Genomic DNA, 18,712 nt, shown 5'->3' on the forward strand with positions numbered 1-18,712 from the left:
CCGCGCGGCCGGGTTCGAAGTTCTGGCCCTTGCGGACTTGCCCGAGGCAGCAAGCGCGCAGGATGCCGAAGTTTCGCTGTCTGTGTGGCTGGATACATTGCCTGAAACAGTGGGTATTCTGGAAGGCGTGAACAGCGGCATTCAGGGAAATCGCAAGCTGGCCGATCAGGTCGCGGCGATTGCCGCCGGAACCGGACGCGGGTTGATCACACAGGACAATGGGCTGAACACTGTCCAGAAGTTGGCGGTTCGCAATGGCATTCCGTCCAGCGTTGTGTTTCGCGATATCGATGGGGCGCGACAGGATCCCAGAATCATGCGCCGGTTCCTGGATCAGGCCGCGTTCCGGGCAGGTCAGGAAGGAACCGTTGTCATGCTGGGGCGGGTGCGGCCCGAGACAATCTCGGCCCTGTTGCTGTGGGGTCTTGAGGATCGCGGCAGCCGGGTAGCGATGGCGCCGATCTCGGCCGTCTTGATGAAACAGGTACAGTGACAGCTTGAAACAGGGCGGTGATCAATTGATCAGCCGCCCTTGTTATTTTAACTGTTGCCGTTTCCGGTGAACCGAGCGGCATCTCCCGCCGCGCGCCGTATGGCGTTTGACTTATGAACAGTCTCCATGAACTCGGCCTCGGGGTCGCTGTCATAGACAACACCGCCACCAGCCTGAATATAGAGTTTCTGATCCTTCACGATGGCCGTGCGCAGGGCAATGCACATGTCCATGTCACCGCCTGCGCTGAAATAACCAACACCACCGCCATAGACGCCGCGTTTTTCCGGCTCAAGCTCGTCAATGATCTCCATCGCGCGCACTTTTGGCGCGCCCGAGACGGTGCCCGCAGGCATCCCGGCAAAGAAGGCGTCCAACGCATCTTTGTCATCCGCCAATTCACCCACCACGTTCGAGACAATGTGCATCACATGGCTGTAGCGTTCGATGATGAACTCTTCGGTGGGACGTACAGTGCCGATTTTGGACACGCGGCCGGTATCATTGCGCCCGAGGTCCAGAAGCATGAGGTGTTCGGCCAGCTCTTTCTTGTCGGCCAACAAGTCAAGCTCGTTCGCCTTGTCTTCCTCGGGGGTCGCGCCACGGGGACGGGTGCCTGCGATCGGGCGAATGGTGACTTCGCTGCCGAAAACACGCACCAGAATCTCGGGGCTGGCCCCAACGACCTGAAAACCGCCGAAGTTGAAATAGAACATAAACGGCGAGGGGTTGGTGCGTCGCAGCGAACGATAAAGCGCAAAAGGCGGCAGCGGAAAATCCTGCGTCCAACGCTGCGCAGGAACAACCTGGAAGATATCGCCTGCACGGATGTATTCCTTGGCCTTTTCAACCGCTTCCATATAGCCGGATTTGGTGAAGTTCGACACCGGTTCCGCAATTTCGCGCGCGTCGCCCAGATCACGGGTTTCGGCGGGCATCGCGCGCTCCAGATCGCGGACCGCATCCATTACACGCTCGGCCGCCTGCGCATAGGCAGCCTTGGCAGATTGACCGTCGCTGGCCCAGGCGGGTGAGACCACGGTCACCTCGCCTTTGACACCATCCAATACTGCGACAACAGACGGGCGCAACATGATCGCATCTGGCAGCCCCAGCGGATCGGGGTTCACGTCCGGCAGGTATTCGACCAGCCGAACCATGTCATAGCCCAGATATCCAAACAGCCCGGCAGCGGCCTGAGGCAGGTCGTCTGGCAACTCGATACGGCTTTCGGCCAGCAAGGCACGCAGGTTGTCCATTGGATTGCCATCCTGCGCTGCAAAGGCGTCGGCGTCGAACCGCGCCGAGCGGTTCAATTCGGACACTTCGTCGTGACAGCGCCAGATCAGGTCCGGTTTCATGCCAATGATCGAATAGCGGCCACGCACCTCACCGCCCGTAACCGACTCCAGCATGAACGCATCTTTCTGCGCTCCCGTCAGTTTGAGCATCAGCGACACGGGTGTGTCCAAGTCGGCGGCGAGACGTGTGTAAACCACTTGGTTTTCGCCCGCTTCATAGGCGCGTGCGAAGGTATCGAAATCGGGTGTCAGGGCCATCTTGGTCTCGCTTAAAAGCTCGCCTGCACGGCGTTCAGCGCCTGCTGATCCACGACCGGGCGGGCGCGGGTCTGAGCGTCCCGTACGTATGCGTCAAAAATATTCTGCGACAGCGCCTGATCCATCTGCGTTGCCAGCGCGTCGCGCAACCGGCGCAGTTCGTCGGAATCCTCGGGGGGCAGAACCTCGTCCAGACGCACCAGCAAGGCTGCACCATTTCCACCAATGACACGCAACTCACCGAGTTCCATCTGAAACACTTCATTCATGAAACTGGCGGGGACGTCATCAAGAAACGCGGTACGCGTCAGTGCGTTTTCAACGCGGAAGGGCAGGCCAGTCGCTGCGAAGTCACCATCAGTGGCCAGTAGGCTCAATGCGGCGTTTGCTTTGTCCAACAGGGCTTTATTGGTCTCTGCCTGTACCCAAGCCGCAGCGACACTGTCGCGTGCGCTTTCCAGCGGTTCGGGGCGACGCGGCAGAACGTCGTTCAGGCGCAAGGCAAAGATCGATCCGTCTTCGAGAAATGCGATTTCAGGGAAATCTCCTTCTTGCACGGCTTCGGCGGCCGTGCGGAACCCGTCATAGGCCGCTATGTCCTCGGCGCTGTCTCGGGTCCAGTCGATCTGACCCAGTTCCATTTCGGTTTCATTTGCCAGTTCTTCGAGAGTCGCGCCGCCAGCCAACATGTCGTTTATGTCTTCGGACTGTGCCTCGATCAGGCGGCGGGCGCGTTCTGTCGCCAGTTCTTCGCGCAGGGCCGGTTCGGCCTCCTCAAAGGGAACGCTGTTTGCAGCCAGGGATCCGTTGACACGGAACAGGGCGGGGCCAAATACCGAAGGCAGAGGGCCAACAACGGCGTCAAGCTCTGCCGCGAACACGGCGTCGGCGGCCTCGCCCAGATCCTCACGTGTCAGGTCGCCTAGATCGATATCGGAAAGTTCCAGATCACGATCGCGAACCAGTTGTTCAAAGGTCGTTCCGCCGACCTCAAGTTGAGCCTTGGCGTCGTTGGCTGCTTGTTCATCCGGGAAATTCAGGCGCTCGACCAGACGGCGTTCCGGTTGATTATATTCGTCCGACCGCTCTTCAAAGAGCTTGCGAAGGGATTCTTCGTCAACCTCAACCGTGTCCACCAACATGGCCGGAGACAGAATCGCATACGTCAGTTGTTTCGTGCGGGGCAGGGTGAACTGTTCAGCGTTTTCGTCATAGTAGGTTTGAATCTGTGCGTCAGTCGGCTCGGCCACGGGCTCTTCCAATGCCTCGGCCCCGGCGGTTGCAACGGTAAAGCTGCGACGGGCGCCGATATAGTTGGCCATTGTGTCTGTCACGGTTGAGGGCATTTCCACACCCCCCATGATCGCACCTTGAACGATCGTACGGGCAGATTCTTTGCGCAGGTCCGACTCGAACTCGGAATCCGTCATGCCGACCTGTTCAAGCTGAAAGCGGTATGCCTCGCGGTCGAAATTGCCGTCTACGCCCTGAAAGGCCGGGACAGACACGATCTCTTTTTGCAGGTTTTCATCCCCTATGGAAATCCCAAGCTGGCTCACCTCGTTGTCCAGCGACGCCAAGGCCGTCAGGCGGGCAAGCGCGTTTCGGTCCAGCCCCAGATCACGTGCCTGCGACATTTGCAGGGGCTGACCCGATTGCGTTTCAACCGCTCGGATCTCGCGCTGCAACTCGCGGACAAAATCATCGATCGAGATGCTTTCATCACCAACTTGCGCCACTGTACGGACTGTGCCGCTCAGGTTGACCGCGCCGAACCCCGCAAGCCCCAGCATCAGCATGCCCATCAGAATCCAGACAAAGGTTTTCGAAAGACTTTTAGCGCCTGCGGCCATGGTGCCCTCTTGTTATTACGGCAGCGTTCTGCCCTGTCGGTTGCCGCCTTGAATACGACGCACACCGCCGGGGGGCAAGCTTAGAAGGACAGGCCCTGCAATCGTTTGAACAATTGGCCCAAACCTGTGCGGTCGAGGTTGGCGAAGGCAATGCGCACTTGCCGTTTCCCGTCCGGGTGGTGAGCGGGCATGAACATGGTACCGGGCAATAACAGAACACCGGCTTCACGCACCAAACGCCGGGCAAGCTCGTCAGACGGAATGTCAAACGGATGCTCCAGATAGGCGAAATACGCCCCAAGTCCCAAAAGGCGCCAACCTTCGGATTCCAGCGCGGGCATACCCTCAAGGATGGCAGCACGACGGTCGAGTATTTCGTCGCGTTCCCCTGCCAACCATTGCGACAAGTTTTGCATACCCCACAGCGCGGCGAACTGTCCGATCTGACCAGGGCAAATGGCAACGGTGTCAAGAAACTTTTCGACCTCAGCCAAAAGAGAAGGGCCCGTTGCAATGGCGCCGACCCTGTGACCCGTCAGCCTGTAGGCCTTAGAGAAGGAATAAAGGTGGATCAGCGTCTGATCCCAGTCTGGTTGCTGGAACAGGTCATGTGGCGGCCCGCTGCGGCTGTCGAAGTCACGGTAGGTTTCGTCGACGATTAGGTGAATCCCGGTTTCGCGCGCCAGCTCAAAGAAGGCGCGGACAAGGTCCGCCGGGTATTCAACGCCGCCGGGATTATTGGGCGTGACCAGAGCGATGGCACGTGTTTTGTCCGTGATCAGCGCGCGTGCGCGCTCAGGGTCGGGCAGTAAGTCGTCGCCGGTCTTCAGGCCAACTGCATGGACACCGGACATATCCAACCACATTTTATGATTGAAATACCATGGGGTTGGAAGAATAACCTCATCCCCTTCGCCGGTGATGGCCGAAATCACTGCTGAAAACGCCTGATTGCAGCCTGAGGTAATTGCAACCTCAGATGCCTCAACACTTGCTGCGTAATGCGCGCTGATCTGCGCAGCCAGTTCTGCGCGAAGATCATTATTTCCCAGCACAGGGCCATAAAGATGCGCATGGTCTTCGCGCACGGTAAATTCGGCCATAGCCTCGCGCAACGCCAGCGGCGGCGGGTCAACCGGCGCCGCCTGGCTGACGTTGATCAACGGACGTTCGGGCGGGAACGTAACACCCTCGAGCCATCGGCGCGCTTCCATCACTGGCGGCGCGAATGTTGCGGCGGTCCGGCTGAGCGTCATGTGCTGCCTACTGATCTGAATTCAATCGGTGCCCCGATAGGGCTCGACATATTGAAGGGCCATGTCCCACGGGAAAAAGATCCATGTGTCCTGACTGACTTCGGTGATGAACGTATCCACCATAGGGCGTCCCTTGGGCTTGGCATAAACCGTCGCAAAATGCGCGTTCGGATACATCTCTCGAACCAGTTCCAGTGTTTTCCCGCTGTCTACCAAGTCGTCGATGATCAAAATTCCGGTTCCGTCGCCCATTAATTTGGCATCGGGTGCTTTCAGAACTTCCGCCTCACCCTGAGCTTGATGGTGGTAGGATTTGACGCTGACCGTATCGACGGTACGAATATCCAGTTCCCGGCTGACGATCATAGCAGGGGCCATGCCGCCACGGGTGATCGCCACAACAGCACGCCAGCTGCCATCATCGGGGCCTTGCCCGTCCAGACGCCACGCCAATGCGCGCGAGTCGCGGTGGATCTGGTCCCAGCTGATGTGAAATCCTTTTTCGTGCGGCAGGCGGTCCTTAGCACTCATGTTCTTAACCTTTTTCCACGTCAGGGGCGTCAACGGCCTTCATTCCGACAATATGGTAACCCGAATCCACGTGCAGATTCTCTCCGGTGACGCCGCTGCTGAGGTCCGACAACAGGTACAGGGCCGACTTGCCGACATCGTCAATGGTCACGTTGCGGCGCAGAGGAGAGTTGTACTCGTTCCATTTCATGATGTAGCGAAAATCGCCAATGCCGCTGGCGGCCAGCGTTTTGATCGGGCCGGCCGAGATCGCGTTCACGCGAATACCGTCCTTGCCCAGGTCCTCGGCCAGGTATTTGACCGACGCTTCCAGAGCGGCCTTTGCAACACCCATCACATTATAATGCGGCATGACCTGCTCGGCTCCGTAATAGGTCAGCGTTATCGCGCTGCCGCCTTCGGACATCAACTTTTCCGCGCGCTGCATAACCGCAGTGAACGAATAAACGGATACATCCATTGTCAGCGTGAAATTGGCCCGGCTTGTATCAACATAACGTCCACGCAATTCGTTCTTGTCAGAAAAACCGATGGCGTGAACGACGAAATCCAGTTTGCCCCATTTCTCTTCCAGCGCCGTAAAGAGTGCATCAATAGATGCCTCATCGCTCACGTCGCAGGGCAGAACGATTTCGCTCCCGAGCTGCGCAGCCAGTGGGTCCACACGTTTCTTTAAAGCATCGCCCTGGTAGGAAAAAGCAAGTTCAGCTCCGGCTTCGGACAAGGCGCGGGCGATTCCCCATGCAATCGATTTGTCATTGGCCAGTCCCATGATGAGGCCACGTTTGCCGGCCATCAACTGATTTGACATGTTTGGTTCTCCGCCTGTCTTCGCGTTATGTTGAGTTGGTTTATGCCATTGGTTGCGCTGCATCAAGGCCGTGCGCTCTTGCTCGCAGCGGGTTCTCGCCTTAGGTTCGTCGTTAATACTTTCCAGGGGATGGAAATGACCGAGCGTGAAGGCATCTTTGCTGGCTCCGATCCGTTTGAAATTGCGGCCCGGTGGTTAGCTGAGGCTGAAGAAACTGAATTGAATGATCCGAATGCGATTGCGCTTGCAACCGTAGACCCGGACGGTTTGCCAAATGCACGCATGGTCTTGCTAAAGGAAATTGAGGCGGATTCGTTTGTATTTTATACAAACTACGAAAGCGCCAAAGCGAACGAGCTGGATACGTCGGAAAAAGCTGCATTTGTAATGCATTGGAAATCTTTGCGGCGTCAACTTCGCGTTCGTGGTACAATATGTCGTGAAAACGGGCCCCAGGCTGATGCATATTATGCATCAAGGTCATTGAAAAGCCGGTTGGGTGCCTGGGCTTCAAAGCAGTCACAACCGCTTTCAAGCCGCACAGCTTTGATGGCAGAGGTCGCGAAAGTGACCGCTAAACTTGGAACGAATCCACCACGCCCTCCGTTCTGGGGCGGGTACCGATTAACGCCGACAGAGATTGAGTTCTGGGCCGATGGAGCATTTCGCTTGCATGACCGGTTCAGATGGAAACGAATTGAGCCGGGATCGGCATGGCATGTTGAAAGGTTGAATCCATGACGTTCACGTGTCGTGAAATGCAACAGGCAGAAAGTAAACGATTTTTTCAGCTTGAATTTGCCCGCCAATCCCATAAACAACAGACCCTTAACGAACTGCTAAAATTCGCGATGGGAAAACCGTGCCAGAAGACCTGAACAATATGTATCGCGTCCGTGGACACGTGAAATGGTTCGATCCCGCTAAGGGATACGGCTTTGTTGTGTCCGACGAAGGCGGGCCAGACATCCTGTTGCATGTGAATGTTTTGCGCAATTTCGGTCAGAGTTCCGTCGCGGACGGTGCGGGTATCGAAATAATGACACATCGCACAGACAGAGGTGTCCAGGCGGTTGAGGTTGTTGCAATCGACCCGCCAGCGCGCGCCGAGTCTATGATGCTGGCTGATTTCGCCGAGTTGGATCCGGACGCTATCGCAGAAGCCCCTTTGGAGGCTGCGCGGGTGAAGTGGTTCGACAAAGGCAAGGGCTTCGGGTTCGCAAATGTTTTTGGGCGCGGCGAAGACGTGTTCTTGCATATAGAAGTGCTGCGGCGCTCGGGGCTTGCTGACCTTCAGCCCGGAGAGGCGCTTGCGATGCGCGTAATTGATGGCAAGCGCGGCCGAATGGCGGCGCAGGTTCTCGCCTGGGAAGCCGCGCTGGACGGCTGACGGTTCCATGACTCGTTTTCTGGCATTTTGGACCCTTCTGATCACGCTGTGGACAGGCGGGGCGTTTGCTGCGTGCAGCGCCGACCATGTCACACTCCGAAACGAGAGCGCGACAATCCGATTTGACGTGGAAGTGGCGGTTACGCCACAAGAACGGTCAAGGGGTTTGATGTTTCGCGAGTCGTTGCCGAATCGATCGGGTATGTTGTTCGTGTTTGATCCACCGCAACCCGTCGCGTTCTGGATGAAGAACACACTGATTCCGCTCGACATGATATTTCTGGACCGTACGGGCACGGTGACACATGTACATGAGAGAGCGATTCCCGGCGATCTGACACCGATTGAAGGTGGTGATGCCGTTTTTGCGGTGCTGGAAATCAATGCGGGATTGTCCGCGCGCTACTCTATCGGCGTCGGCACTCAGATGCAGCACGAAATTTTTTCGCAAGGCCCTGCGATTTGGCCCTGTTAGGGCTTTTCAAATCAGATTGGCATCGTTAGGAAGGCGCACGGTCCGGGGCGTGGCGCAGTCTGGTAGCGCACCTGTTTTGGGTACAGGGGGTCGTAGGTTCGAATCCTGCCGCCCCGACCACTTCCTTCACATTCTCATGTGGGCGTTCCGCCCATCGCCCGATACAACGAGCTGATGGCCTGATCCAGCGTGTCACTTTCCAATGGTACTTCAACGATCAAACCGCTTTTCTGCGGTACTTTGAAGTACGATCGCGCGTCGACGCGATAGCCGGAACCTGTTTTTGACGATGTCAGGCGCATGACACTTTGGGGCAGGTCCTGCGGAAATCCGTCATAGTTCAGAATCAAATAGGCCGCCGCTTTTGGGGGCAGATACTCGCTGCATTCAAATGCCTGTTCGCCGATTTTCTCAAATACCTTGCCGGGACCAGAACAACTGGTTTCGAATGCCTCAAATAACCTTTTGGGATGGGTTTCGAACAGCGCGCTACGTGACGGGGTGGGCGTTTCTTGTGGCGTGCAGGCCACGATACAGGCCAACGCGGGGATAAAGCGAAGCAACTTCATTCATTTGGCCTTTCTCATTCCGAAGTGAACCTTTGGTCGTTCAGCGTGGGTTCGACAGACCCGGCGAAGATGATTCCTTTACAGCCTAACCAGCGCGGCGTTGGTTGATCAAATACAGATAACTATGCTGGAAAAAACGGTAATTCGATTTGAGACTTCGAGTTGTGGCCGAGAATTTGCCGAAGGCGAGCCTGTGGAGGAATCGGACCTTGAGTTTCACACCCCTCGTGTCTGGGTCTGGTCAACAAAAAAGATTTCAAATTTGGCTGAAAAAGGGCGTTGACCTTCTATGGCAATATACGCCAAATTGTATGAGCCGAAGAGATTGCCACAATATCTGGTATTCAAGCCGGGACGGCAACAGGCGAGGGTCGGATAAGCACAGTCTATTAACGTGCAGCCGTTGTAACGGCTTTTTCGCTGTCCAAGACAGCGACAAGTACCTTTGCGCGCTTCTGTCGGCGTTGCGGGTGGTGCTCCGCAACTCAAAATGTAGTGCCGTGAACCGAAAATTAGGCGGAATTTAACTAGGGCTGCGGACATGAAGATTGAAAGAAAATTCACCAAACCAGATCAGGATGCCTATTCGGAACTGGATTTTGTGTCTGCGACATCTGAAATCCGAAACCCCGATGGAACCATTGTGTTCCGCCTGGAAGGGATCGAAGTTCCATCATCCTGGTCGCAGGTGGCAAGTGACGTAATCGCCCAGAAATACTTTCGCAAAGCTGGTGTTCCGTCCAAATTGAAGAAAGTTAAGGAAAAAGACGTACCCGAATTCCTTTGGCGGTCGGTTCCCGCTGAAGATGCTGAGTTCGAGGGCGAGACTTCCTCCAAGCAGGTCTTTGACCGACTGGCCGGTGCGTGGGCATACTGGGGATGGAAAGGTGGTTACTTTTCTACCGAGGAGGATGCGCGCGCCTATTTTGACGAGATGCGGTACATGCTGGCGACCCAGCGCGCTGCGCCAAATAGCCCGCAATGGTTCAACACTGGCCTGCACTGGGCCTATGGAATCGACGGTCCGGCGCAAGGGCACCACTATGTCGACTACAAGACCGGCAAACTGACCAAATCCAAATCCGCCTACGAACATCCGCAGCCACATGCCTGCTTCATCCAGTCCGTCGATGATGATCTGGTGAACGAAGGCGGCATCATGGATCTGTGGGTGCGCGAAGCACGGTTGTTCAAATACGGCTCGGGCACCGGGACCAACTTCAGCCATCTGCGTGCGGAAGGCGAGGCACTGTCGGGTGGTGGCAAATCCTCGGGCCTGATGGGCTTTCTAAAGATTGGCGACCGCGCCGCCGGCGCGATCAAATCAGGCGGGACAACCCGTCGGGCAGCAAAGATGGTTATTGTCGATGCGGATCACCCCGACATCGAACAATTCATCGAATGGAAGGTGATCGAAGAGCAGAAAGTGGCCTCGATCGTTGCCGGATCGAAGATGCACGAGAAGATGCTGAACGGCATTTTCGAGGCCATCCGTTCGTGGGATGGATCTGCGGATGACGCCTATGATCCGAACAAGAACGACGCGCTGAAAAAGGCGGTTCGCGAGGCGAAAAAGGTAGCGATCCCCGAAACTTATATCAAACGCGTGCTGGACTATGCCAAGCAGGGTCACGACAGTATCGAATTTCCGACCTATGACACGGACTGGGATTCGGAAGCCTATAGCTCGGTTTCGGGCCAGAACTCGAACAACTCCATCCGTGTCACCAATGCGTTTCTGACCGCTGTTGAGAAAGACGCCGATTGGGAACTGATCAACCGAACTGACGGTAAGGTCGCCAAGACGGTCAAGGCGAGGGACCTGTGGGAAAAGGTCGGCCACGCCGCTTGGGCCTGTGCCGATCCGGGCATCCAGTTCCATGACACGGTGAACGAGTGGCACACATGCCCCGAAGATGGTGAGATCCGCGGCTCAAACCCGTGCTCGGAATACATGTTCCTCGATGACACGGCCTGTAACCTTGCCTCGATGAACCTGCTGACCTTCCTCAAGGATGGTGAGTTCCAGGCGGCGGATTATATGCATGCCTCTCGCCTGTGGACCCTGACGCTGGAGATCTCGGTGACCATGGCGCAATTCCCGTCAAAGGAAATCGCGCAACTGTCCTATGACTTCCGCACGCTGGGTCTGGGTTATGCCAATATCGGCGGTCTGCTGATGAACATGGGCTACAGCTATGACTCGGACGAGGGCCGGGCGATCTGCGGCGCACTGACCGCGATCATGACCGGTGTGGCCTACGCGACCTCGGCTGAGATTGCGGGGGAGCTGGGTCCGTTCAAAGGCTATGAGCGTAATGCCGACCACATGCTGCGTGTCATCCGCAACCACCGCCGCGCCTCGCAGGGCGTGACCGAGGGGTACGAGAAACTGGCCGTCAAGCCCGTGCCTCTGGACCATGGTAACTGCCCCGACAAGCGTCTGGTCGATCTGGCCATGTCCGCTTGGGATGAGGCGCTGAGCCTTGGCGAGAAAAACGGCTACCGCAACGCACAGGCCACGGTGATTGCCCCCACCGGCACCATTGGTCTGGTGATGGATTGCGACACCACCGGTATCGAGCCAGACTTTGCTCTGGTGAAGTTCAAGAAGCTGGCCGGTGGCGGTTACTTCAAGATCATCAACCGCTCGGTGCCTTCTGCGCTGGAAAAGCTGGGCTATTCCTCGTCGCAGATTGAAGAGATCGTTTCCTATGCAGTTGGTCACGGCACCATCGGCAACGCGCCGGGGATTAACCACACCTCGCTGACCGGCCACGGCTTTGGCCCGAATGAGCTGGCCAAAGTGGATGCCGCACTGGAAAGCGCATTCGACATCCGGTTCGTCTTCAACCAGTGGACACTGGGCGAAGATTTCTGCACCGGTGTTCTGGGCATTCCAGCGACCAAGCTGAACGACCCGACTTTCGACCTGCTGCGCCACCTCGGCTTCACCCGCGCGGATATCGACGCGGCGAACGATCACGTCTGCGGAACCATGACGCTGGAAGGTGCGCCGCATCTGAAGGAAGAACACTACGCGATCTTCGACTGCGCCAACCCGTGCGGGAAAAAAGGCAAGCGTTTCCTTGGGGTTGACAGCCACATCACCATGATGGCTGCGGCACAGAGCTTCATCTCGGGCGCGATCAGCAAAACGATCAATATGCCGAATGACGCGACCATCGAGGATTGCCAGAAAGCCTATGAACTCAGCTGGTCGCTGGGTGTGAAGGCCAACGCGCTCTACCGTGACGGCTCGAAGCTATCGCAACCTCTGGCGGCAGCACTGGTCGAGGACGACGACGAGGCGGCCGAAGTGCTGGAAAGCGGCTCGGCGCAGGAAAAAGCCGTCGTTCTGGCCGAAAAAGTGATCGAAAAGGTTGTGGTCAAGGAAATGATCCGCAGCCATCGCGAGAAACTGCCGCATCGCCGCAAGGGGTATACTCAGAAGGCCATCGTTGGCGGCCACAAAGTGTACCTGCGCACAGGTGAGTTTGAAGACGGTCAATTGGGCGAGATTTTCATCGACATGCACAAGGAAGGCGCTGGCTTCCGGGCGATGATGAACAACTTTGCCATCGCCGTGTCGGTCGGTCTGCAATATGGCGTGCCGCTGGAGGAGTTTGTCGACGCCTTCACCTTTACCAAGTTCGAACCGGCAGGGATGGTGCAGGGCAACGACTCGATCAAGAACGCAACCTCGATCCTGGATTACATCTTCCGCGAACTGGCCGTGTCTTATCTGGACCGTACCGATCTCGCCCATGTGAAACCCGAGGGTGCTACCTTTGATGATCTTGGCCGCGGAGAAGAGGAAGGCGTTTCCAACGTCTCGGAAATCAGTGAAACTGCGGCATCCAAATCATTGGAAGTGTTGAAACAAATCAGCTCGACAGGGTATCTTCGCAAGCGTCTGCCGCAGGATCTGATGGTGTTAAACGGCAGTTATGGCGACGTGGCCGGAATGTCGGAAACGGCAACTGTGTTCGAAGCGCCTGCCACCGAAACGGCAGTGGCAACCGGGATGGACGCCCGCACCAAAGCCAAGATGCAGGGCTATGAGGGCGACCCCTGTGGCGAATGCGGAAACTACACGCTGGTGCGTAACGGCACTTGCATGAAGTGCAATACCTGCGGCGCGACAAGCGGGTGTAGCTGACTTTAGCGCCCCGGCGCCCCGGGGCGTAGGGGTCGGACGCTGCCCTAAGTAACCGACCCCGACGAATAAGGAGAACAGGTCTGAGACTTACCAAGTGACCTTTCTCCACTCGGCCGACATGCCCGTGTTGGCCGGGAACAGGGTGGGGCGGAATATTTGCTCCCTCCCACTCTTTCACGGGGCGGGTGCGCTCGCCCCATGCGCAGTCCAGGCCGCAGGCAAAAAAACACCGGGCGGTCAACGAAATGAGCCTGGAAGGCGAAACTGACAGGGGGCTTCGGCCCCCTTTCTTTTTTGTCCCTCCGAGTCGTCCCGGATAAGCGCCACATTGCCGGATCGAGGTGGTCCTGTCGGGCAAGAGCCGCCGATACAGGTTTTGCCGGCTTCTTCAGGCGGAGGGCCGCAAACCCGACTCGGGCAAACACGCAAAGATTGGCGTGAAATCACGAAACTCTACCAAAGCGCGTGACGCGCAGGGGGGTCCATGTGCTTCTGGGCGTCGTCCGGACGTAAACACAAACACACCTTTCAGGAGGCACTGAAATGAAATCGCATTATTTGATCGGGCTTTCCTTGGCCGTTCTGGGCTTGCCCGGCGTTGCTTCGGCCCAATCCTCAGCCGATACCAACGGTGATGGTCTGCTGACCATCGAGGAAATTCAGGCAGTCGTACCGGAAGTCAACGCCGACACTTTCTCAGCCATGGATGCCAATGGTGACGGAGCGCTGGATGCAGACGAGGTCGCGATCGCGCAGGAGGCAGGATTGTTGCCGCCCAGCGACGGGTAGGCATTGTATGAACAGGCGGCCCGATCCCTTTCGGGCCGCCTTTTCCATCACCTTAAGCGGGAAGATGGATTTTGAATTTTTTCCGAAGTTCGGCGTCCAGAACCGGGTCGAACCTTGCTGGGGAAGGGGTGGAAAGGATTTCCTCTTTCCTTGCTACGGCTTTTTCCACCAGATCGGGCTTGCCAAGCTCCACCCACTCTTTCGGTGAGGAGCGATCTCCGTATGTCGGATAGACGTAATCTGACTGCATCCGGCTCAGTGTTGCGTCAGTTCCCAGATAGTGGCCTGGGCCGCCCATGCATACCGCCGCCATTTGATCCAGTGCCAGCGTGTCATCCGTCACTTCGACCCCGCGTACACAGCGTTGCGCCTGTCCGATCAAATCATCGCTGAGGATCAGACTTTCCAGGCAGAACCCCAGCAACGAGGCATGCATCCCGGCTGCCTCATATACCATGTTCAGACCGGACAGACCTGCCATGACATTCGAACACATCTGTTCCCATCCGGCTTGCATATCGGGCAGTTTCGAATCCGATGCGCCAGCCGCAGCTCCGCCCGGAAGGTCGTAGAACCGGTGCATCTGGGCACATCCGGCAGTCAGAAGGGCCTGTTCCCCTGAACCGATCGACATGGCACCGGTTCGCAGGTCCAAACCAAACGGCCAGGTGCCAAAAATCGCCGGAGCACCGGGACTTACGGCATTAACATAAACCAATCCCGCCAGGCATTCCGCAGTTGCTTGCGTGATCGCACCGGCGATGGTCGACGGCGCTGTGGCTCCGGCCATACCAGCAGATAGCAGCAAGACAGGCATTCCGGCCTTGATACATGCTTCCATCACTTCGCAGCTTTCTGTCGCAAATTTCATTGGAGGAACAACAAAGCAGTTCGAGTTCGACACGAAGGGTCGTTCGCGAAATTTGTCTTCACCGCCCGCAATCATATAGATCATCTCCATCGCTGGAGCGACGTGGCTTGGTTCGGTGAAAGATGTCCCGATGTGTTTGAATGACCCTGAACAGCAGGCGTAAATCGTGTTGAGGTCCATTTCGAGGTTGTCCGCGATGTCACGACAGACCATTGGCCGCTGCACAAAGTGTATATTATCAAGCTGTTGGCAGATGCGTGCGGCATCGTGCAGATCTTGCACGGTGGAATGGCGATATTCCCGACCGTGGACGTCGACCATGGACACGGCCGCTCCGGCCGTACCGTAGTGCACCTTGGTGCCCGACAGTTCCAGATCGGTGTTACCGTCCCGGCTGTACAAAGTGACTGAACGGTTCGCCTTTGCAATCGTGTCCTCGACAAGGGCACGGGGGAAACGGATACGTCCATCGTCGCCCAAGGTGCAGCCCGCACCGACCAGATAGTCAATGCCACTTTGCGGCGCGTCCGCCAGGCCAATGGTTTCAAGCGCGGTCAGTGCTGCTTCGTGGATGCGTTCGATCTGTGCCTGTGTCAGTACATTCAGGACGCCGCCTTCCATTCCGGGGCGGACAGGTCGCAGGTGCTCGGGCAGTGCAGTTGCACGGGCAGCTCGGCGCGCGGCACGGCCGCCACTGCGCGAAGAATTGCGGGGTTGGTCGTTCATTTCAAGAATCCGGTCGTTGAGTGATGTCTTAAGGTGTCAGCAAGCACACCTTTACGGCCGTCCTCGTGCGGCACGCCCACGATCTGCCCCAATGGTGCGGCTGATCAGGCTGATTTTCCAGTCGTCGTCTGCCATTTTGCCCCTCAACGTCTTGCGCGAGCATTCCAAAACACTGCGACACAATCTGTTCTATTTGCGACCTTTGAAAATTATTCACGCGGACAAATCTCGCCGTCACTTAGCCAGATAATCATGCGCCGATATTTTCACCCATTTTGGCGGGAATCTGTTACACTGCATTCACTTACTTCTGAGGTCTGCGCCTGTGAGTTGAATTATGAACCAGTAGGCCACAGATTGAATTGAAGTCATGCCTCTGATCGAAACCAGAGCGGTGTTGCATTGAACCCGACTGTGAAACCTTTTTCCGTCCTTGTTGTTGCGATAATGTTCGCCGGTGCTGACCCTGTTGCCGCCGAGGACTGGACTGGCGGGTATGCTGGTTTCAGTTTTGGATTTGCAGATGCTGATGGTCCGGGTGGTGCAAATGGCGATGATACGGCCTTTGGTGCGCATCTGGGCTATGATCAGGATTTTGGGAATTTTGTTCTGGGCGGTGAGTTGGAGTATAATCGGCTGTCCCTGAACCTTGGCCAGTCTCAGGGCAGTCTCGACAGCATGACCAGCTTGAAACTGCGTGGCGGATATGATTTTGGCAACGCTCTGGGATACGTGGTCGTAGGCGCGGCGCGGGCTGATACATCGGTCGACAGTGACACAGCCGCCGTTTACGGGATCGGATTGGCCTACCCGATTGGCGAGAATTTCGTTATCAGCGGTGAAGCGCTGCGGCAGAATTTCGACGATGTCACCCGATCCAGCGGCAGTCTGGACACCAATGTTTTCAACCTGCGTACGACATTTCGGTTTTAGATGCGGCTATTCAGCCGCGTGTCGCTTGGCGAGTTGTGCTGAAAACGCGCACAGGGTTCTCAAGGCACTGACAAATTTCTCATCATCCACGGTCATGGCGACACGAATGTGCCCTGCAGCGGCTTTGCCAAAGCTTTCGCCCGGCATGACGGCAATCGCATGAGTGTCCAGCAGGGCGTTCGCAAACTCTTCACCCGTCAGGCCGGTCGCCCGCACATCCAGCATCAGATACATAGAACCCTGCGCCGGGATGAGCCCCACTGTGTTCTGTGCCGCCAATACGTTTATCGCCAATGAACGGCGGCGACGGAATGGCGCGGCGATCTTGTTTTCAAGTTCGTGTCCTGCGGTCAGTGCAAAGCTGGCCGCGTCCTGAATGAACCCCGGTACGCCATAGGTTGTGTGAGTAGCCAGATCTATCAGGTGACGGATCACGCATTCAGGACCAACGATCCACCCACATCGGGACCCGGTCATGGCATGAGATTTGGACATTGATCCAACCACCAAGGTACGATCGGCCATTCCGGGCAGCGCGCGGGCGGACAGGTGCTCGCCCTCCCAGATCTGGGTGTCATAGACTTCGTCTGATATCAGCCACAGGTCACGGCGTTGGCAAACATCGGCAATGGCTTCAAGTGACTGACGGGAATACACCACTCCGGTCGGGTTGTTCGGTGTGTTGATCAACAGCGAAACCGCGCCTTCCGCCGCCGCATCAATCAAGTCTGCGCGCGGTTGAAATGCATCTTCTGCGGTGGTTCGAACAGCGCGGGCAATGGCCCCGGCACCGCGAATCGTTCCGGGGTAGGTGGCATAATACGGGTCCAGATACAGCCCGGTGTCGCCGGGATCGCACACCGCCATATGCGCGGCGAAAAGGGCGGACTGCCCACCGGGCGTGATCAGTACATTGTTACGCGTCGTTGGGATACCTGTGCGGGACTGAACCCGGGCAGCAACCGTATCGCGCAGCAAATCTGTTCCGGGCACCGTGGCATAACCGGTGTGACCGTTGCGGGCCGACAAGTCCATAGCGTGCAGGATCGACGGGTCGGTACGATCGTCATGCTCGCCGATTGTCAATTCTGTCACAGCATGCCCTTCATTCAGCATCCGTCGGGCGCGGTTGAACACCTCCCACCCGTCGCTGCCGCCGGTGATCTGCGTGATGCGCTTGGACAATTTCATGACAAGGGCCCCGGTTACTCTGCGCTGAATGGGACAGAGCGGCAGGCGTTTGTCAATCAGCTTCGCGGCGCTATCGAGGCCTGAAGTTTTTTGGTCAATGATGCGCGGACAAGGTCATAGGACACAGTCAAACGATGGCGCATTTCGTCTGCACCGGTGTCAAACGGAAGACGCACCCAGCTGCGGTGGAAATAGGGGGCTTTTATGCCGATCCCGGTGTCTATCAACATCTGAGCCGTTTCGATATCGGGCGTTTTTACGGAAACACCGTCATTTGCGATCCCGATACAGGCGAACATTTTGCCACCAATTTTCCAGGCGTCATGGCCACCGCCCCAGGGATCGGACAGTTCAGCGCCGGGCAGCGTTTTGCAGATGGAATTGACGAAATCTCGGTCCATGTTCGGCACTGTGCCGAACGGGGATGGCAAACTCAACACTTGGCTTGGGAATGATCCCATGCTAACCGATGTCCCATGAACCCGGTGACCTGCATCATTATTATCTGCTGCATTACCTGCTGATTTATCAAGCGGGCCGGTTTCTTTCGTTTTCATCCCTGAGACAAGTTGCTAAGCCCGCGCCAACGCGCAAGCCTTTGCTGTTTCTTAGGAGCCCGACCGATGACGACGATCAAGCTGCACAACACACGGACGCGGACGAAGGAAGACTTCGTACCGATCGATCCTGAAAACGTGCGGATGTATGTCTGTGGCCCAACGGTCTATGACCGCGCCCATTTGGGTAATGCCCGACCGGTGGTTGTGTTCGATGTGCTCTATCGCCTTTTGCGCTACGTCTATGGCGCAAAGCATGTGACTTATGTGCGCAACTTCACCGATGTGGACGACAAGATCAATGCGACGGCGCTGGCGCGCAAGCAGGCTGGTGCAGAAGGCACGCTGGAACAATTGGTGCAGGAGCGGTCGGACGAGACCATTGACTGGTACTTGCATGACATGGGGGCGTTGGGAGCGTTGGAACCCAACCAGATGCCGCGCGCGACCCAGTATATCGCCCAGATGATCGAGATGATCGAAGACCTGATCGCCAAGGGCCACGCATATGCCGCCGAAGGTCATGTTCTGTTCGCGGTCGACAGC

At 56.9% G+C, this 18,712-nt stretch carries 16 protein-coding genes, 1 tRNA gene and 1 pseudogene; 9 read left to right on the forward strand and 9 right to left on the reverse strand.

Annotated features, from left to right (window positions below):
* Nucleotides 1-493: divergent polysaccharide deacetylase family protein (locus AC2FND_RS15710; RefSeq protein ID WP_496770756.1), on the forward strand; the 493-nt coding region annotated here is incomplete at its 5' end.
* A 47-nt stretch (nucleotides 494-540) separates the two neighbouring features.
* Here the strand turns inward: AC2FND_RS15710 and trpE are convergent.
* The 5 genes from trpE to fabI all read right to left on the reverse strand — a co-directional run bounded on the left by trpE (nucleotide 541) and on the right by fabI (nucleotide 6,503).
* The gene (gene trpE, locus AC2FND_RS15715; RefSeq protein ID WP_496770759.1) at nucleotides 541-2,052 is read right to left on the reverse strand and encodes an anthranilate synthase component I; all 1,512 of its coding nucleotides are present in this window, start codon (nucleotides 2,050-2,052) and stop codon (nucleotides 541-543) included.
* Nucleotides 2,053-2,063: 11 nt separating this feature from the next.
* Nucleotides 2,064-3,905: a SurA N-terminal domain-containing protein gene (locus AC2FND_RS15720; protein WP_496770760.1), complete on the reverse strand. Its 1,842-nt coding sequence runs from the start codon at nucleotides 3,903-3,905 to the stop codon at nucleotides 2,064-2,066.
* 80 nt (nucleotides 3,906-3,985) lie between these two features.
* Complete coding sequence (locus AC2FND_RS15725; protein WP_496770761.1) at nucleotides 3,986-5,161, reverse strand: aminotransferase; 1,176 nt, start codon at nucleotides 5,159-5,161, stop codon at nucleotides 3,986-3,988.
* Nucleotides 5,162-5,182: 21 nt separating this feature from the next.
* Entirely contained in the window at nucleotides 5,183-5,692 is a 510-nt protein-coding gene (gene gpt / locus AC2FND_RS15730; RefSeq protein WP_267365342.1) for a xanthine phosphoribosyltransferase, read from the reverse strand.
* 4 nt (nucleotides 5,693-5,696) lie between these two features.
* Entirely contained in the window at nucleotides 5,697-6,503 is an 807-nt protein-coding gene (gene fabI / locus AC2FND_RS15735) for an enoyl-ACP reductase FabI (RefSeq protein ID WP_209503824.1), read from the reverse strand.
* A gap of 135 nt (nucleotides 6,504-6,638) precedes the next feature.
* Here fabI and pdxH point away from each other — a divergent pair, with 135 nt between their 5' ends.
* The 4 genes from pdxH (at nucleotide 6,639) to AC2FND_RS15755 (ending at nucleotide 8,488) form a co-directional block, all read left to right on the forward strand.
* Complete coding sequence (gene pdxH / locus AC2FND_RS15740; RefSeq protein WP_480505054.1) at nucleotides 6,639-7,244, forward strand: pyridoxamine 5'-phosphate oxidase; 606 nt, start codon at nucleotides 6,639-6,641, stop codon at nucleotides 7,242-7,244.
* 142 nt (nucleotides 7,245-7,386) lie between these two features.
* Nucleotides 7,387-7,893 (forward strand): cold-shock protein, encoded by a 507-nt coding sequence (locus tag AC2FND_RS15745; protein WP_245220458.1) that lies wholly within the window; start codon nucleotides 7,387-7,389, stop codon nucleotides 7,891-7,893.
* Nucleotides 7,894-7,900: 7 nt separating this feature from the next.
* Nucleotides 7,901-8,368, forward strand: coding sequence for a DUF192 domain-containing protein (locus AC2FND_RS15750; protein WP_496770762.1), 468 nt, complete (start codon nucleotides 7,901-7,903; stop codon nucleotides 8,366-8,368).
* Between the two features lie 43 nt (nucleotides 8,369-8,411).
* Nucleotides 8,412-8,488 (forward strand) — tRNA-Pro (locus tag AC2FND_RS15755).
* 14 nt (nucleotides 8,489-8,502) lie between these two features.
* Here the strand turns inward: AC2FND_RS15755 and AC2FND_RS15760 are convergent.
* Nucleotides 8,503-8,937: a hypothetical protein gene (locus AC2FND_RS15760; RefSeq protein ID WP_496770763.1), complete on the reverse strand. Its 435-nt coding sequence runs from the start codon at nucleotides 8,935-8,937 to the stop codon at nucleotides 8,503-8,505.
* 541 nt (nucleotides 8,938-9,478) lie between these two features.
* Here AC2FND_RS15760 and AC2FND_RS15765 point away from each other — a divergent pair.
* Complete coding sequence (locus tag AC2FND_RS15765) at nucleotides 9,479-13,099, forward strand: vitamin B12-dependent ribonucleotide reductase (protein ID WP_496770765.1); 3,621 nt, start codon at nucleotides 9,479-9,481, stop codon at nucleotides 13,097-13,099.
* Nucleotides 13,100-13,642: 543 nt separating this feature from the next.
* A complete protein-coding gene (locus AC2FND_RS15770) occupies nucleotides 13,643-13,888 on the forward strand; it encodes an EF-hand domain-containing protein (RefSeq protein WP_496770766.1) in 246 nt (81 codons plus the stop codon).
* Between the two features lie 52 nt (nucleotides 13,889-13,940).
* Here the strand turns inward: AC2FND_RS15770 and AC2FND_RS15775 are convergent, their stop codons facing one another.
* Nucleotides 13,941-15,485 carry a trimethylamine methyltransferase family protein gene (locus AC2FND_RS15775; protein ID WP_496770767.1) on the reverse strand — a complete coding sequence of 515 codons (1,545 nt, stop codon included), beginning with the start codon at nucleotides 15,483-15,485 and terminating at the stop codon, nucleotides 13,941-13,943.
* A 414-nt stretch (nucleotides 15,486-15,899) separates the two neighbouring features.
* Between AC2FND_RS15775 and AC2FND_RS15780 the strand changes: the two genes are divergently transcribed.
* Nucleotides 15,900-16,418, forward strand: coding sequence for an outer membrane protein (locus AC2FND_RS15780; protein WP_348540370.1), 519 nt, complete (start codon nucleotides 15,900-15,902; stop codon nucleotides 16,416-16,418).
* 6 nt (nucleotides 16,419-16,424) lie between these two features.
* Here AC2FND_RS15780 and AC2FND_RS15785 read toward each other — a convergent pair whose 3' ends face one another.
* Nucleotides 16,425-17,609 (reverse strand): pyridoxal phosphate-dependent aminotransferase, encoded by a 1,185-nt coding sequence (locus AC2FND_RS15785; RefSeq protein ID WP_496770768.1) that lies wholly within the window; start codon nucleotides 17,607-17,609, stop codon nucleotides 16,425-16,427.
* Between the two features lie 56 nt (nucleotides 17,610-17,665).
* Complete coding sequence (locus AC2FND_RS15790) at nucleotides 17,666-18,010, reverse strand: MmcQ/YjbR family DNA-binding protein (protein WP_480564624.1); 345 nt, start codon at nucleotides 18,008-18,010, stop codon at nucleotides 17,666-17,668.
* A gap of 222 nt (nucleotides 18,011-18,232) precedes the next feature.
* Between AC2FND_RS15790 and AC2FND_RS15795 the strand changes: the two are divergent.
* Nucleotides 18,233-18,712, forward strand: a pseudogene (locus tag AC2FND_RS15795) (cysteine--tRNA ligase); the annotation flags it as partial.

It is taken from the genome of Ruegeria sp. BHSB056 (assembly GCF_059613305.1).